Source organism: Actinoplanes sp. NPDC048988, assembly GCF_043197815.1.
GTDB lineage: Bacteria > Actinomycetota > Actinomycetes > Mycobacteriales > Micromonosporaceae > Actinoplanes.
This window is the reverse complement of sequence record NZ_JBICTW010000005.1, coordinates 297,277-311,060: the sequence shown is the minus strand read 5'-3', so window position 1 is coordinate 311,060 and position 13,784 is coordinate 297,277. Positions and strand designations below refer to the sequence as shown.

Sequence of the window (13,784 nt, the reverse complement as noted above, 5' to 3'; positions counted from 1 at the left end):
GGGCCCAGCTCGGGTACGGCGACTTGCCGTACCCGAGCTGGGCCGCGCCTACGAAGCCGGCACCCAGTTGCGCGCGGCCCTCGCCGCGCGGGTTCCCTTACTTGCGGAGGGAGCGGAACGCCGCCCGGACCTCGTTCGTGAACAGCAGGGGCTCCTCCCAGGCGGCGAAGTGGCCACCCTTGGCCGGCTTGTTGTAGTAGTTCAGGGTCGGGTACGTGGCCTCGACCCAGCTGCGCGGCGCCTGGAAGATCTCGCCGGGGAAGGCGCTGAAGCCGACCGGGATGGTGATCGCGGCCGGGGCGGTGGCGCTCTGCGGGTGGGCGCTCTCCCAGTAGAGGCGGGCCGCCGAGACGCCGGTGCCGGTCAGCCAGTACAGGCTGATGTTGTCCAGCACGTGGTCGCGGGTGAGGTTGCCGGACGGCGAGGCGCCCAGGAACGTCCTGGCGATTTTCTGGTAGCTGTCGGTGTCGTGGTCGAGCATCCAGGCCGCGAGGGCGGCCGGCGAGTCGGACAGCGCGTAGCCGATCGTCTCCGGGCGGAACGACTGCTCCGTCAGGTAGGCGCTGCCGGTCGTCTGGAAGACGGTGAGGGCCGCCTTGGCCGCCTGCTCCTCGGCCGTGGTGGTCGGCACCGGGGCGCCGCCGAGCGCGGACAGCAGCAGGTTCAGGTGGATGCCGGCCAGGCCGGTGGGCGCCTGGCGGGCCAGGGCGTCGGTGACGGCGGCGCCGGCGTCGCCGCCCTGGGCCACGTACCGGGTGTAGCCGAGGCGCTTCATGAGTTCGGCCCAGGCTTTCGCGATGCGGTTCTGGTCCCAGCCGGTCACGGTCGGCTGGCTGGAGAAGCCGTAGCCGGGGATCGACGGGATGATCAGGTGGAACGCGTCGGACGCCTGCCCGCCGTGCGCGGTCGGGTTGGTGAGCGGGCCGGCCGCGTCCAGGAACTCGACGATCGAGCCGGGCCAGCCGTGCGTGGCGAGCAGCGGCAGCGCGTCCTTGTGGGGAGAGCGCACGTGGATGAAGTGCACGTCGACGCCGTCGATCTCGGTCATGAACTGCGGCAGCTTGTTGATTTTGGCCTCGAACCGGCGCCAGTCGTACCTGGTCTTCCAGTACGTGGCCAGGGCCTGCGCCGCCGCCAGCTGCACGCCCTGCTCGCGGTCCTTGACCAGTTCCCGGCTGGGCCACCGGGTCGAGCCGATCCGGTGGCGCAGCTCGGTGAGCCGGCTGCCCGCGACGGAGACCCGGAACGGCCGGATCCGGCCCGAGGCGGCCGGCGCCGAGCCGGTGGCCGCGACGGCCGGGCTGACGCCGAGCGCGCCGGTCGCGGTGGCGGCGACGGCGACGCCGGCCGCGAGGCCGCCCTGGAGAACGGTGCGCCGGGTGGGAGTGGGAGAAGCCATGGGATGGTCCCTTCATGATCTGTGTCGTGAAGTAGCGTGCCCCGGCCGCCGGTCCCACCGAGCCCGTCGTCATCCCTGGCCCCACCACGGGGCCGGAACCGGTGTGCCCGGGATGAACCCCTAGCGCGTGACGTCGCACGCAGGCCCGCCTCGGCCGCGATGGCCCGCATGACCTCCTCACCGGCGTGGTTGCCGAGGGCGTACGGGCCCTTCTGGGCGAGCGCGGCCGGCAGGCAGAGCACGACCGAGGTCGAGCCGAAGGAGCGGCCGATCGGGTCGACGCCGCCGGCCGGGTCGCCCGACGTGGTGGGCTCGACGATGAGCAGGCTGCCGTCCGGGGCCAGGGCCCGCTCGATGTGACGCAGCGCCGCGCCCGGGTCGCCCAGGTCGTGCAGGCAGTCGAAGAAGGTGACGAGGTCGTAGCCGGTGCCGGGGAAACCGTCGGCGGTCGCGACCTCGAAGCTCACCAGCTCCGACAGTCCGCGCTCGGCCGCGAGTCGCCGGGCGGCCTCGATGGACGGCTCGTGAAAATCGAAACCAAAGGGGGGAAGGTTTCTGCCCTGCCGGAGGGAAGGGTGGGCGCGCAGTATGGGTTCATGACCCCCTCCGAGCTGGGCGACTTCCTCAAGGCACGGCGCGCCGAGCTGACGCCGCGGGCCGTGGGGCTGCCCGAGTACGACGACCGCCGCCGGGTCACCGGGCTGCGGCGTGCGGAGGTGGCGGCGCTGGCGGCGATCAGCGTCGACTACTACACGCGGCTCGAGCAGGGGCGGGTGGCGGCGTCGGCCTCGGTGCTGGCGCCGCTGGCCCGCGCTCTGCGGCTCGACGAGGACCAGGAGGCTTATCTGTACGAGGTCGCGGGCAAGACCGACGCCCGCCCGCGGCGCCGCCGGTCCGCGCAGCGGCTGCGCCCGGCCATGCGGCGGCTGCTCGACCAGCTGGCCGAGTCGCCCGCGATCGTGCTGGGCCGGCGGATGGACGTGCTCGCGTGGAACAGCGCGGCCGCCGCCCTGTTCACCGATTTCGCCGCCGTGCCCGAGAGGGAGCGCAACTACGTCCGTCTCCTGTTCACCGATCCCGGCATGCGGGCCCTGCACGCCGATTGGCCGCACGACGCCCGGGACGCCGTCGCCGCGCTGCGCACCCGGGCCGCGGCCGGCCCCGACGACCCCGAATTGGCCCGGCTGGTCGGCGAGCTCGCCGTCCGCGACGCCGATTTCCGTACGTGGTGGGCCGAGCACCGCGTCAACGGCGCCAGTTACGGCACCAAGCACTATCACCACCCGGTCGTCGGCGACCTGACCCTCGACTGCGACGTCTGGGCCAGCCCGGACGGCAGCGGCCAGGAGCTGATGATCGTCACCGCCGAGCCCGGCACCCCGTCCCACGACGCCCTGCGCATCCTGGCCTCCTGGGCCACCGTTCCGCAGACGTAAACCACCACTCCACCCCGCCTGTCCCTGCCGAGAAAGGGCGATTTCGCCATGCAGAAAATCGACGTGACCTTCGACAGTCAGGGCCTGCGCATCGCCGGCCACCTCTACCTGCCCGAGGGCGGCAACCTCCCGGCCGTCGTCGTCGGCCACCCCGGCACCGGCGTGAAGGAGCAGGCCGCCGGCCTGTACGCCCGCCGGCTGGCCGAGCGCGGCTACGTCACCCTCGCCTTCGACGCCGCGTACCAGGGCGAGTCCGAAGGCCTGCCGCGCGGCCTGGAGGACCCCGCGCACCGCATCGAGGACCACAAGGCGGCCGTCAGCTACCTGACCACCCGCCCCGAGGTCGACGCCGGCCGGATCGGCGTGCTCGGCATCTGCGCCTCCGGCGGCTACGTGCTCAACGCGGCCGCGAGCGACCACCGGATCAAGGCGATCGCCACGGTCAGCGGCGTCGACGTGGCCCGCCAGTTCCGTTTCGGTGCCGACGGCGACCAGGACCCGGCCGTCTTCCAGGGCATGCTCGACCTGGCCGCGGCCGCCCGTACGGCCCAGGCGCGCGGCCAGGACACCCAGACCTTCCCGCTCTTCCCGGCCACCCTCGAGCTGGGCCGCAAGCTCGGCGGCGAGCACGGCTTCGAGGGCGTCGAGTACTACTGCACCCCGCGCGCCGAGCACCCCCGCTCGACCAAGTTCCTGCCCTGGGAGAGCATCGACCATCTGGCCCTGTTCGACGCCTGGGCCGCGGTGCCGCTGATCGGGGACCGCCCGCTGCTGTCGGTCATCGGCCGCCGTGCCGTCACCGCGTGGATGGGCATCGAGGCTTTCCAGCGCCACACCGGGCCCAAGCGCGTCTTCTGGGTCGAGGGCGCCAGCCACGTCGACCTGTACGACAAGCCGGAGTACGTCGGTCCCGCCGTCGACGAGATCGACGCCTTCTACCGGACGGAGCTGGCCGCCGCCTGACGTCTCCGGGTCGTGGTGGTGGTCCGCGACACCAGTTCCAGGACGCTTCGCCGGTCCCGGCGGAGCCGGGCCAGCACCCCGGCCGAGGGTGACGTGCGGGCTCGCCTGGGCGCGGACTACGAACTGCTGGCCCGGATCGGCCCGCTGCGGGTGCGCGAGCCCGTACGGGTAACCGCGGTCGTGGAACGCCCGGACCGGTGCGGCTTCGCCTACGGCACCCGGCCCGGCCATCCGGTCAGCGGCGAGGAGGCCTTCATCGCCCACCGCACCCCGGACGGCCGCGTGTGGCTCACCCTGCGCTCGCTGACCCGCCCCTCCGACGGCTGGTGGGGGAGGGCTTTCCCGGTTCTGCCGGTGGCGCAGCGGGTCTACCGTCAGCGTTACCTCCGCGCGTTACGCGAGGCGCGCTGAAGTCGCTGTTGTCGACGACCACCTCCGCCCGCTCGGCCGGGCGCACCTCGGCCAGGTACAGCTGCTCGCCGGGAATGTAGTAGTGCCGGTAACGCTCGGCCGCCGCCTCCGCCGAGTCCATCCAGGCCTGGTCGCGGATCGTGCCCCGGCGCAGCACCTCGTCCACCTCGATGTGCAGATAGACGACCAGATCCCAGTACGCCGCCAGGGCCGGCTTCTGCAGGAAGGCGCCGTCCGCCACGAGGATCGCGTCGTCCGCGGCCACCCGAACCTCGGAGTCGATCGGAGTCCGCCCGCGCAGGTCCATGACCTGGGTGCGGTACCGGCGGTCGCCACCCGGTCCGAGCGGCGCCAGCAGCACGTCCCGGATCGCCTCGACGTCGAACATCTCGTGGTAGTAGCTTCGCGGCGAGCCGGCCGGATATCCCGTACGCAAATCGATGTGGCGTTTGAAGTGGTCGAGCATGACCCGGAGCACGGGCCGCGCCGTCCGGGCTCCCAGAACCCCGGCCAGATCGTCGGCGAGGGTCGTCTTACCGGCGGCCGAGTGACCGTCGATCCCCACCCGCACGGGATGACCCGGCTCCAGCGCGAGAATCCGGTCGGCCAGCTCGTCGAGCACCCGCTGCCGCGTCACGCCGGCCGCCCCTTCTCGGCGCAGCGCGGGCACCGGACCGGGCAGGGAGTCCGCGGAGCCGCGCCGGCCAGGCCGCTGTCGTGCAGCACCGTGGCGACGGTCTCCTCGAAGCTGGACGACTCGGGGATGATCTGCTCGCCGGGAACACCGAGCAGGTCCATGGGGGTGTACCAGGCACGCATCTGGCCGGCGGTGACCGGAATCGGCGTGGGGCGCCGCCCGTGCCGCCGCACGGTCTCGTCGAAGCTCACCTCCATCCAGTAGACGCTGGTCTCGGGATGGGAGGCGATGAGCTCGCGCAGCGGCTCCGCGTACTGGCCGGAGTGCAGGATCCCCTCCAGCACCACGTGGTAGCCGTGCCCGAGAGCCGCCCGCACGACAGTCGTGATGAAGGCGGGCGCCACGGCCGGCGTCCCGTCGCCGCCGTGCTCACGCAGCACGACCCGGCGCAGGTAGTCCTGCTCGACCAGGGCGCAACCGCGCCCGTACCGCCTGCGCACCTCGTGGGCCACGCTGGTCTTTCCGGACCCACTGTTCCCACGGATGACAACCAACTTCATCAGCCGATTAAACGACGTGACGGCGATCACCGGGGTACGCGACCGGTGTCGGACACGGGCGCGCGCCGCACCCTTCGCCGGTCATTGTCGAGGAAACAACCCGGGAGACATGCGGCCTAGCTCACAGCGAAACGGCCGCGCGGTGGGCCGCCGATGTCCGCACGGGCAGTAGTGCCTGCACGTGCGGTCAGTGACTTGGCAAAACGAGTTTGTGCCGCTCGCCACCCTTGAGCAAGCGCACAGCAAACTTCACGGGCATTACACAGCCCAGACACAGAAGATGGCCCTATGAAGCAGACCCGGTTGGCGAGTCCACCGCTCTCCAGACGGACGATCGCCCGGCTGGTCCAAGTGGTTGGCCTCCTCGATGTCCTCTCCACCATCGCTCCGCACCGGCGCGGGCACCACATGTCGCTGCTGATGGAGTTCGTGCCCGCCTTCGGGGTGTTCTCCGCCCGGGCGGCGACGGTGGTGGTGGGTATGCTCCTGATCTATCTGGGCGCGGGTCTGCGCCGGGGCAAGCGCCGCGCGTGGCAGGTGGCGGCCGGCCTCTCGGCCCTGGCCGTGGCCCTTCATCTGCTCAAGGGCCTCGACTTCTACGCGGCCGGCGTCAGCGGCGTCCTGTTCGTGATGCTGCTCGCCACGCAGGACCGGTTCACCATCCTCGCCGACCGGCCCAACCGCTGGCGTTCCCTGCAGGCGCTGGTCGGCTTCGGCGCGGCCGGTTTCGTCCTCGGCTTCATCGAGATCGCGGTCCGGGCCAACCGCCTGGTCGGGACCCCGGGCGTCTCCCAGTGGGCCGAGCAGGCGGCGCTGGGCCTCATCGGCGTGCACGGCCCGATCGAGTTCCGTCACCGCTTCGGCGGCGACATCGTCGCCTACACGACCGGGGCGTGCGGTCTGCTGGCCGTCGGTGTCGCCCTGGTGGTGCTGCTGCGGCCCGGCTCACGCCGGCCCGAGCGGACGGACGAGGGCGAGGCGCGCCTGCGTGAGCTTCTTCAGCGGTACGGCAAGGCCGACTCGCTCAGCTACTTCGCGACCCGCGACGACAAGTCCCTGATGTGGTCCGAGAACCGGGCCGCCGTGATCGCGTACCGGGTCGTCAACGGTGTCAGCCTGGCCGCCGGTGACCCGATCGGTCCCGAGTCGGCCTGGCCCGAGGCGATCGGGGCCTGGCTGGCCGACGCCCAGCAGCACGGCTGGACCCCGGCGGTGCTCGGTTGCGGCAACGCGGCCGGAAAGGCGTACAAGAAAGCGGGTCTCGATGTCGTCGAGCTCGGCGACGAGGCCATTGTGGACACCACCGCCTTCTCGCTGAACGGCCGGCCCATGCGCGGCGTGCGGCAGGCGGTCAACCGGATGCAGCGCGCCGGCTACACGTGCCGGGTGGTCCGCCAGCGCGACCTCACCGAGGCCGAGCTGACCGGCGCCATCCACGCCGCCGACGCCTTCCGCGACGGCCCGGTCGAGCGCGGCTTCTCGATGGCCCTGTCCCGCCTCGGCGACCCGTGCGACGGCGACAACCTGCTGGTGCTCTGCCACGACGAGGACGGCAAGCTGCGGGGGCTCTTGCAGTTCGTGCCGTGGGGCGCCGACGGGCTGTCGCTCGACCTGATGCGCGGCGACCGCACCGCCGAGAACGGCCTCACCGAGCTGATGGTGGTCTCGGTTCTCGAGGAGTCGCCGGCCCTGGGCGTACGGCGCGTTTCGCTCAACTTCGCCGTGCTGCGCTCGGTCTTCGCGCGGGCCGAGGAGCTGGGCGCCGGCCCGGTGCTGCGGCTGTGGGCCCGGTTGCTGCGCGCCGCCTCGAAGCTGTGGCAGATCGAGTCGCTCTACCGCTCCAACGCCAAGTACCTGCCGTCCTGGGTGCCGCGCTACCTCTGCTTCCCGACCGCCCGGGACCTGCCGCGCATCGCGGTGGCGGCGATGCGGGCCGAGGCGTTCCTGCCCGAACCGCGGATGCCCAGCCTGCGCCGGGCCCCGCGCGCGAAGGCCGAGGTGGCGGCGTGAGCCTCACCGGCCGGCCGTTGCTGGTGCTGGCGGCGACCCTCACGGTCGTGGTGGGCGTGGCGACGGTGTTCTTCTGGAAGCGGGGCGGCCGGCTGCGGCCGGTCACCCGTACCGCCGGGATCCTGCTGCTCGAAGTGCTCGTCGTGCTCACGGCCGGCCTGGAGTACAACCGGCACGAGCAGTTCTACCCGTCGTGGCAGGCGCTGCGCGGCGACACCGGCTCGGTCGCGGTCGCCGGCGAGGTTCGGGCCGGTCTGCTCGACGGCCGCGCCGGGACCGGGGCGATCGAGTGGCGCCCGCCGGGCTGGGACGCGTGGCACCTCGCCCGCGCCCCGCGGATCACGCTGCCGGCCGACTACGCGAGCCGGCCCGATGTCGCCTTCCCGGTCGTGCTGACCTTCGGCGCGACCTCCCGGCGTACCCCCGAAGCGGTGACCGTGACCGTCGACCCCACAGCGGCCACGACGGCCGGCGCCCTGCTGACGCTGCCCGCCCAGCTCGGCCGCGACCTGCGGGTGACAGCGATCGGCTGGGACGTGCGGGGCCCGTCCCCGCTGGCCGCCGCCTTCGTCAGGGCCGTGCCGGCCGGGCTCGCCGTCCTCGACCAGCCCGCCGACACCCTGCCGCCGGCCCTGAAAGCACCCAAGACCCTGAAGGGGGCGGCCGCGTGAACAGCCTGCTCTGGGTGGCGCTCGCGTTCGTGTTCGTGTTCGCGGTGGCCCTGGCCGTCTTCTGGAACCGGCTGCACTGGGCCTGGCGGAGCCTGCTGGTCCTCGGCTCCGTGGTGAGCGTGATCGCCGCCGTCGGCGTGCAGCTGAACGCCCTCACCGAGGCGTTCCCGACGGCCGCGGACGCCGTGCCGGTCTCGCACGACGTCGGCGCGAGCCAGTTCTTCGGCGTCAGCGTGCACGGCCCGGCCAGCAAGCTCACCTTGCCGATGTACGTGTACCTGCCCGCCGGCTACCACGAGGGCGCCACCCGCTATCCCGTCATCGAGGCGTTCCACGGCGTACCCGGCACCCCGCAGTACTGGGTGCGCAAACTCGACGTCAAGTCCACACTGGATGCCGAGATCGCCTCGGGCCGGATGGCGCCCACCGTGGTGCTGTTCCCGCAGCAGACCACCAACCCGACCCTCGACACCGAGTGCACCAACCTGAAGAACGGCCCCCAGGCCGAGACGTTCCTGACGGTGGACGTGCCCGCGTACGCCAAGGCGCACTACCGCATCCGCACCGACCGCGCCGGCTGGGGCCTCGTCGGATACTCGGCCGGGGCGTTCTGCGCCATCAACCTGACCCTGCGCCACCCCACCCTGTTCGCGGCCGGGGCCAGCCTTTCCGGGTACGCGTCGTCCGGCATCACCATCGGCGACGGCTCCGAGCACACCACCAACAACCCGTACTGGCGCCTGAAGCACCTGCCGCAGCCCGCTTCCGCGTTGTGGCTCGGCTTCGCCGCCGACGACAAGCAGTGCTCCCACGACTCGCGCCTGCTGGCCGCCTCCGCCCGCAAACCGCTCGCGGTCACCACCGCGGTGGTCGCGCACGGCGGCCACAGCAGCGCCGTGTGGCGCCAGATGGAGGCGCCCGCCTTCGACTGGCTCTCCGCCCACCTGGCCGGGCCGCTGTCGTGAGGCGCGCCGCCGTCCTGCTCCTGCTGTTGCTGGCGGCCTGCGACGCGCCGGCCGCGCCTGTGGTGGTCACCCTGGGCGACTCGGTCGCGGCCGGCGCGGCGTGCGGCTGCCAACCCTTCCCGGCCCTGTACGCCTCGTCGCAGCACGCGACGAACGTCAACCTGGCCAGGTCGGGAGCGACGGCGGCCGACGTACGGGCCGGCCTGCCCGCGCAGAAGACGGTCTTCGCCTCGGCGGCCGAGGTGGTCATCATGATCGGCGCCAACGACATGGCCGGCGACTTCGACGACCCGTCGAAATACGCCCCGGTCGCGGCCGGCGTCCAGGACGACGTCGAGGCCACCATCGACGCCATCGAGGCCGTCCACCGCACCCGCGTGGTCGTCCTCGGCTACTGGAACGTGGTCCTGGACGGCAAGGTGGCTGCCAAGACGTACGGCGCCGGCGAGGTCTCCGACTCGGAGTCGGCCACCGCCGCCGTCAACCGGGCGCTGCGGGCCGCCGCCACCCAGACCGGCGCCACCTACGTCCCCACCGACACCGCCTTCCACGGCCCCGACGGCTCTCAGGACCCGACGGAGCTGCTGGCCTCCGACGGCGACCACCCCAACGCGGCCGGCCAGGCCGCGATCGCCGCCCTGATCCCCCCACTGCCGGAAAATTGATGTCGCTCGCCGTCGCCTCTGGATACCATCCGCCGATGCTTCCCCCGGAACTCCTCGGCGAGACCATCGTGCAGAGCCATACCGTCGCGGAGTGGCCGCTGTCCCGGACCGAGAAGGTGGTGCTGGCCGACGGCCGGTCGTTCGCCTACAAGACCACGTCGCCACCCGTGATGGAGCCGGAGTTCTACGCGGCGGCCGGAGCAACCCGCCTGCTCCCGGCCCACCACCGCGTCGGGAACGCTCTCCTGGTGGACTGGATCGACTCGCCGTCGCTCGCCGACCTGCCACTGAGCGAGAACGAGTTGCTGACCCACGCGGCCCGGGTCGTGCAGCAGATCGGCGAGCTGGAGCCGGGTCTCCCGGTCTACCTGGACGTCGGAACGTCCGCGAAGTGGGCGGCCGAAGCGGCCAGCACCGTGGTCAAGCTTCGCCAGTTGATGGCCGACGGCCGATTCCCGTTCAGCCCCGGGGTCGACGACATCGAATCGTGGATCCTGTCGGCGCCGGTGCTCGGCACGGTCGAAGCCCACTCCCGTCTGGTGCATCGCGATCTGAAGCCCGCACACGTGTTCCCGGCCGGCGACGGCTACCGGGTGATCGACTGGCAGTTCCCGGCGATCGCCCCGGCCGGTGTCGACCTGGTCGGTTTCCTGGACGAGGCCGGCATCGACGCGTTCCACCACGTCGACCCGGTCACCTACGGCATCGCCTACTTCCTGCACCTGCGCTGGGCGGTCGTCGCTCAGCACGACCTCTTTCCCGGCGCCCCGGTGCCGTTCCTGCGCGACTGGGCGGCGGGCGGCCTCAGGGGAGTCCGGAGAGCGGCCGAAGCGGTCATCTGAGCTTGCCGTGCAACCGGTTCGGCAGGTCTTGGTGCCTCCCTCGACGATGCAGCCGAGACCGCATTCGTCGTCCGGCGGGTACCGTGCGCGCGGACCTGGCCTCTTGTGTGCAAGGCGTGCAGATCGTGTGCGAAGTCTGTCGAGTGGCTACCCGGTGCGCACGGCCAGGTGATGTGATTTCGCCCGGTGACAGAAAGTCTGCCGCACCGAGGAGTACTCATGAAATACGTTGGTTTCTTCCTGGCCTTCATGGTCGGCGTCGCCGCTTTTGTATACGGGGGAGCCGATGACTCGCCGGGCTTGCAGTTGCTGGCGGCCGTACTCGTTCTCGCAGTGATCGCCCTCGTTGTCCGAAACCTGCGCCAGCGCAACTGATGGCGCTGCCGGGGCACCGGGTGCATGCGGACCCGCTCGTAGGCTATCTGAGGTCGTGCGCCATCTCGTCCTCGTCATTGCGGGTCACGCCGGTGGCGGTGAAGCCCGCGCGCCGGTAGAAGGCCGTGGCGCGCTCGTTTCCCCGGACGACGAAAAGCCGGAGCCGATCCGCTCGGGTCTCCTCGCGCGCCCACCGCTTCACCGCGGCCATCAGGTCGCCGGCGACGCCGCTGCCACGAAAGCGCGGAGTGACGTAGAAGCCGACGACCTGAGCTGACCCGCTGGGCGGCTCAGTGAAGCAGGTGGCCTTCGCGACGAATCCGCCGTCGGACGCCGCCACGAACATGCTCTCCTCAGCGCCCGACGCGCCGTCACCGACGCGTTCCCGCCAGGAGTCGTCCGGCCACGTGAGCAGGTCCTCGTACCGCTCGTCGAAAGCCGACGGCGACTCTCGCAACGCTTCGAGTCTCAGCTTGCGATAGAGCGGCCACTCCGCCGCCTCGACTCTGCGCACCTCGGGATCCATGGCGACATGCTGCTCCGGGCGGCGGCGCCGTGCCAGCGCTTTACCCGCGTCAGGGGAGGATGGCGTCGACGTAGCCGCCGTCGACGCGCAGCGCGCCGCCGGTGGTGGCCGAGGCGAAGGGGGACGCCAGGTAGACCACCATGTTGGCGATCTCCTCCGGTTCGATCAGGCGTTGCAGCAGCGACTGCGGGCGGTGTTCGAGCATGAACTTGTGCTGGGCCTCGTCCCACGGCAGGTCGTCGCCGACCATCTGCCGTACGAAATCCTCCACCCCGCCGGTGTGCGTCGGGCCGGCGATGACACTGTTCACGGTGACGCCGGAGCCGGCCGCCTCCTTGGCGAAGCCGCGCGACACCGCGAGCAGCGCCGTCTTCGACATGCCGTAGTGAATCATCTCGGCCGGCGTGACCACGGCGGAGTCGCTGGCGATGTACTGGACGCGCCCCCATCCACGGTCGCGCATGCCGGGCAGGTAATTGCGGGTCAGCCGGACGGCGGCCAGCACGTTCACCTCGAAGTACCGGCGCCAGTCGTCGTCGCTGATCTCCAGGGCCGGCTGCGCCCCGAAGATGCCCAGGTTGTTGACCAGGATGTCGACTTCGGGCAGCGCCTCGAGGGCGGCCGTAGCGCCTTCCTCCGTCGCCACATCGGCCGGCACCGCGACGAAGTCGCCGTCCCCGAGTCCGCCGATGGCCCGCTCGACCGACTCGGCCGACCGCCCGTTGACGCCGACGCGCGCGCCCGCCGCCGCCAGCCCGGCCGCGATCGCCAGCCCGATGCCCTGCGTGGAGCCGGTGACCAGCGCCGTCTTCCCCGAAAGATCAATCCGCATGCCCCCATTCTGCGCCGCCCATGATCAACCCGCGGCGTGGGTCAGGTCAGGCCGCGGCGTCCAAGCTGCGGGCGGTCACGCCGGGCAGGGCCGGGCCGCGGGCCGGGATCGTGTCGGCGCGGGCCGGGTCGGCCCGCCACAGGGAGCCGTCGGCCGCGCCCTGAACGGTGGCCAGCATCGACGTGTAGGCGCTGCGGATCTGGAACTCCACCTGCTCGTCCGGCAGGTTCGACAGCTCGACCAGCAGTGACGCGCTGCCCAGGATCCCGTACGCGTTGCGGGCGATGCCCTCGTAGTCGCCGCCGGGGTAGCGGGTGACGTTAGCACCGGCCAGCTTGGTCAGCGCGTCGTAGTTGTGGACCGCGAGCTGACGCGACCTCGTCACGTCCCCGGCCAGCGGGCTGGTCGGCCACAGGATCGAGGCTGTCGTCTCGCGCCCGTCGGGCTGCCGATAGCGCCCCTGCATGTGGTAGTCGACGACGACCTTCGGATGGGTCGCGTGCCACAGCCGCAGGACGGCCCGCGACTCCGGCACCGGGTTGTCCCCGATCGGCGTCAGCGGATTGTGGAACCGGTTGATGTCATAGCCGACGCCGGGTTCGGAGTAGTCGCCCGACGCGCTCGGGTCATGGTTGTAGCGCTGCTCGCGCACCGCGCCGTCCGGGTTCGCCTGCACCACGACGTCGAGCGTGACCCGCTTCAGCAGGGCCCGCTGCCACGGCGTGTCCGGCACCCCCAGCGTCCACAGCGCCCGGATCGCGGCCGGCGTGCCCAGCGGCTCGTCACCGTGCTGCTGCGTGACGAAGAGCAGCCGCGTGGGCCCGTGCCCGACGCTGGCCAGCCGCAGCGCCCGCCCCTCGTTGCTGCGCCCGATCACCCCGAGCCGCACCCGCCCGTCACTGGCCCGGGCGATCTTCGCCAGCGCCCGCCCGACTTCCTCCGGCCCGGGCCGCGCCGACACGAGCGGCCCCGCCGCCTGAGCGGTTCCCGGGGTCGACCCGAGCGTCACGCCCAGTAACATGACACTGACAATGGTGGCTAACGTCTTCCGCATCGACCGGCCCTTCGATAGACATCAATGTCCATCGATCAGATTAGGCGGTACGGGCCGAGTTCGCCGGACAAGACGCTGAACTTCCCGCCGTTCGGCGCGTCGGTCAAGGCGTGACGCGAGCACTCACCACGCACGAGGTCACCGTGGGCGGGGTCGTCCAGCGTTTCCATGTGGCCGGGCGCGGGCCGGTCTGCGTGATGCACTCGGGTGGGCCCGGTGTGGACTGGTCCTACCTGCTCGGTCATTCGCACGGTGGGCTGGTGGCGCAGCAGTACGCGCTCACCCGCCCGGGGCGGCTGGCCGGGATCATCCTGTACGCCACGGCGCCTGGCAACGGCCCGGACCTCGACGCGCTCGCCGCCCGCAACGCGCGGCGACGAGCCCGAGGGTTTCGCCGAGGCGGTGGAGAAGCTGGTCACATCGGTGAAACCCGCTCGG

Annotated in this window: 15 protein-coding genes and 1 pseudogene; 10 read left to right on the top strand and 6 right to left on the bottom strand. The window is 71.8% G+C overall.

Going from position 1 to position 13,784, the window contains the following annotated elements; genetic code table 11:
- Positions 1-97 precede the first annotated feature (97 nt).
- Positions 98-1,399, bottom strand: a complete 1,302-nt coding sequence (locus ACGFJ7_RS19405; RefSeq protein WP_392642904.1) for an epoxide hydrolase family protein — start codon at positions 1,397-1,399, stop codon at positions 98-100.
- A gap of 168 nt (positions 1,400-1,567) precedes the next feature.
- On the opposite strand from ACGFJ7_RS19405, the gene ACGFJ7_RS19400 reads away from it, so the two are divergent.
- Entirely contained in the window at positions 1,568-1,759 is a 192-nt protein-coding gene (locus ACGFJ7_RS19400) for a hypothetical protein (protein WP_392642903.1), read from the top strand.
- On the opposite strand, the pseudogene ACGFJ7_RS19395 reads toward ACGFJ7_RS19400, so the two are convergent.
- Positions 1,759-1,914, bottom strand: a pseudogene (locus ACGFJ7_RS19395) (SAM-dependent methyltransferase); the annotation flags it as partial. The gene ACGFJ7_RS19400 and the pseudogene ACGFJ7_RS19395 overlap by 1 nt on opposite strands.
- An 81-nt stretch (positions 1,915-1,995) precedes the next feature.
- Here ACGFJ7_RS19395 and ACGFJ7_RS19390 point away from each other — a divergent pair.
- The 3 genes from ACGFJ7_RS19390 to ACGFJ7_RS19380 are packed head-to-tail and all read left to right on the top strand — an operon-like array spanning position 1,996 to position 4,209.
- A complete protein-coding gene (locus ACGFJ7_RS19390) occupies positions 1,996-2,835 on the top strand; it encodes a helix-turn-helix domain-containing protein (RefSeq protein ID WP_392642902.1) in 840 nt (279 codons plus the stop codon).
- Between the two features lie 48 nt (positions 2,836-2,883).
- On the top strand, positions 2,884-3,798 hold the full coding sequence (locus ACGFJ7_RS19385) for an alpha/beta hydrolase (protein WP_360250883.1): 915 nt from the start codon (positions 2,884-2,886) through the stop codon (positions 3,796-3,798).
- Positions 3,799-3,810: 12 nt separating this feature from the next.
- The gene (locus ACGFJ7_RS19380; protein ID WP_392642901.1) at positions 3,811-4,209 is read left to right on the top strand and encodes a DUF1990 family protein; all 399 of its coding nucleotides are present in this window, start codon (positions 3,811-3,813) and stop codon (positions 4,207-4,209) included.
- Positions 4,210-4,842: 633 nt separating this feature from the next.
- On the opposite strand, the gene ACGFJ7_RS19375 is transcribed toward ACGFJ7_RS19380, so the two are convergent.
- On the bottom strand, positions 4,843-5,406 hold the full coding sequence (locus ACGFJ7_RS19375; RefSeq protein WP_392642900.1) for an AAA family ATPase: 564 nt from the start codon (positions 5,404-5,406) through the stop codon (positions 4,843-4,845).
- 288 nt (positions 5,407-5,694) lie between these two features.
- On the opposite strand from ACGFJ7_RS19375, the gene ACGFJ7_RS19370 reads away from it, so the two are divergent.
- The 6 genes from ACGFJ7_RS19370 to ACGFJ7_RS19345 all read left to right on the top strand — a co-directional run bounded on the left by ACGFJ7_RS19370 (position 5,695) and on the right by ACGFJ7_RS19345 (position 10,934).
- A complete protein-coding gene (locus ACGFJ7_RS19370; protein WP_392642899.1) occupies positions 5,695-7,416 on the top strand; it encodes a phosphatidylglycerol lysyltransferase domain-containing protein in 1,722 nt (573 codons plus the stop codon).
- Positions 7,413-8,087 carry a hypothetical protein gene (locus ACGFJ7_RS19365; protein ID WP_360250871.1) on the top strand — a complete coding sequence of 225 codons (675 nt, stop codon included), beginning with the start codon at positions 7,413-7,415 and terminating at the stop codon, positions 8,085-8,087. Before ACGFJ7_RS19370 ends, ACGFJ7_RS19365 begins: the two co-directional genes overlap by 4 nt.
- Positions 8,084-9,052 (top strand): alpha/beta hydrolase-fold protein, encoded by a 969-nt coding sequence (locus ACGFJ7_RS19360; protein ID WP_360250868.1) that lies wholly within the window; start codon positions 8,084-8,086, stop codon positions 9,050-9,052. The genes ACGFJ7_RS19365 and ACGFJ7_RS19360 overlap by 4 nt, the downstream gene beginning before the upstream one ends.
- Positions 9,049-9,717, top strand: coding sequence for an SGNH/GDSL hydrolase family protein (locus ACGFJ7_RS19355; RefSeq protein WP_392642898.1), 669 nt, complete (start codon positions 9,049-9,051; stop codon positions 9,715-9,717). The genes ACGFJ7_RS19360 and ACGFJ7_RS19355 overlap by 4 nt, the downstream gene beginning before the upstream one ends.
- 35 nt (positions 9,718-9,752) lie before the next feature.
- Positions 9,753-10,559 carry a phosphotransferase gene (locus ACGFJ7_RS19350; protein WP_392642897.1) on the top strand — a complete coding sequence of 269 codons (807 nt, stop codon included), beginning with the start codon at positions 9,753-9,755 and terminating at the stop codon, positions 10,557-10,559.
- A 219-nt stretch (positions 10,560-10,778) separates the two neighbouring features.
- A complete protein-coding gene (locus tag ACGFJ7_RS19345; RefSeq protein ID WP_392642896.1) occupies positions 10,779-10,934 on the top strand; it encodes a hypothetical protein in 156 nt (51 codons plus the stop codon).
- A 43-nt stretch (positions 10,935-10,977) separates the two neighbouring features.
- Here ACGFJ7_RS19345 and ACGFJ7_RS19340 read toward each other — a convergent pair whose 3' ends face one another.
- From ACGFJ7_RS19340 to ACGFJ7_RS19330, 3 genes are read right to left on the bottom strand one after another with little or no spacing between them, the layout of a single operon-like run.
- Positions 10,978-11,460 carry a GNAT family N-acetyltransferase gene (locus ACGFJ7_RS19340; protein ID WP_392642895.1) on the bottom strand — a complete coding sequence of 161 codons (483 nt, stop codon included), beginning with the start codon at positions 11,458-11,460 and terminating at the stop codon, positions 10,978-10,980.
- 49 nt (positions 11,461-11,509) lie between these two features.
- Positions 11,510-12,292, bottom strand: a complete 783-nt coding sequence (locus tag ACGFJ7_RS19335) for an SDR family NAD(P)-dependent oxidoreductase (protein WP_392642894.1) — start codon at positions 12,290-12,292, stop codon at positions 11,510-11,512.
- Between the two features lie 46 nt (positions 12,293-12,338).
- Positions 12,339-13,313 carry a M14 family zinc carboxypeptidase gene (locus tag ACGFJ7_RS19330; RefSeq protein ID WP_392642893.1) on the bottom strand — a complete coding sequence of 325 codons (975 nt, stop codon included), beginning with the start codon at positions 13,311-13,313 and terminating at the stop codon, positions 12,339-12,341.
- Between the last annotated feature and the right edge of the window lie 471 nt (positions 13,314-13,784).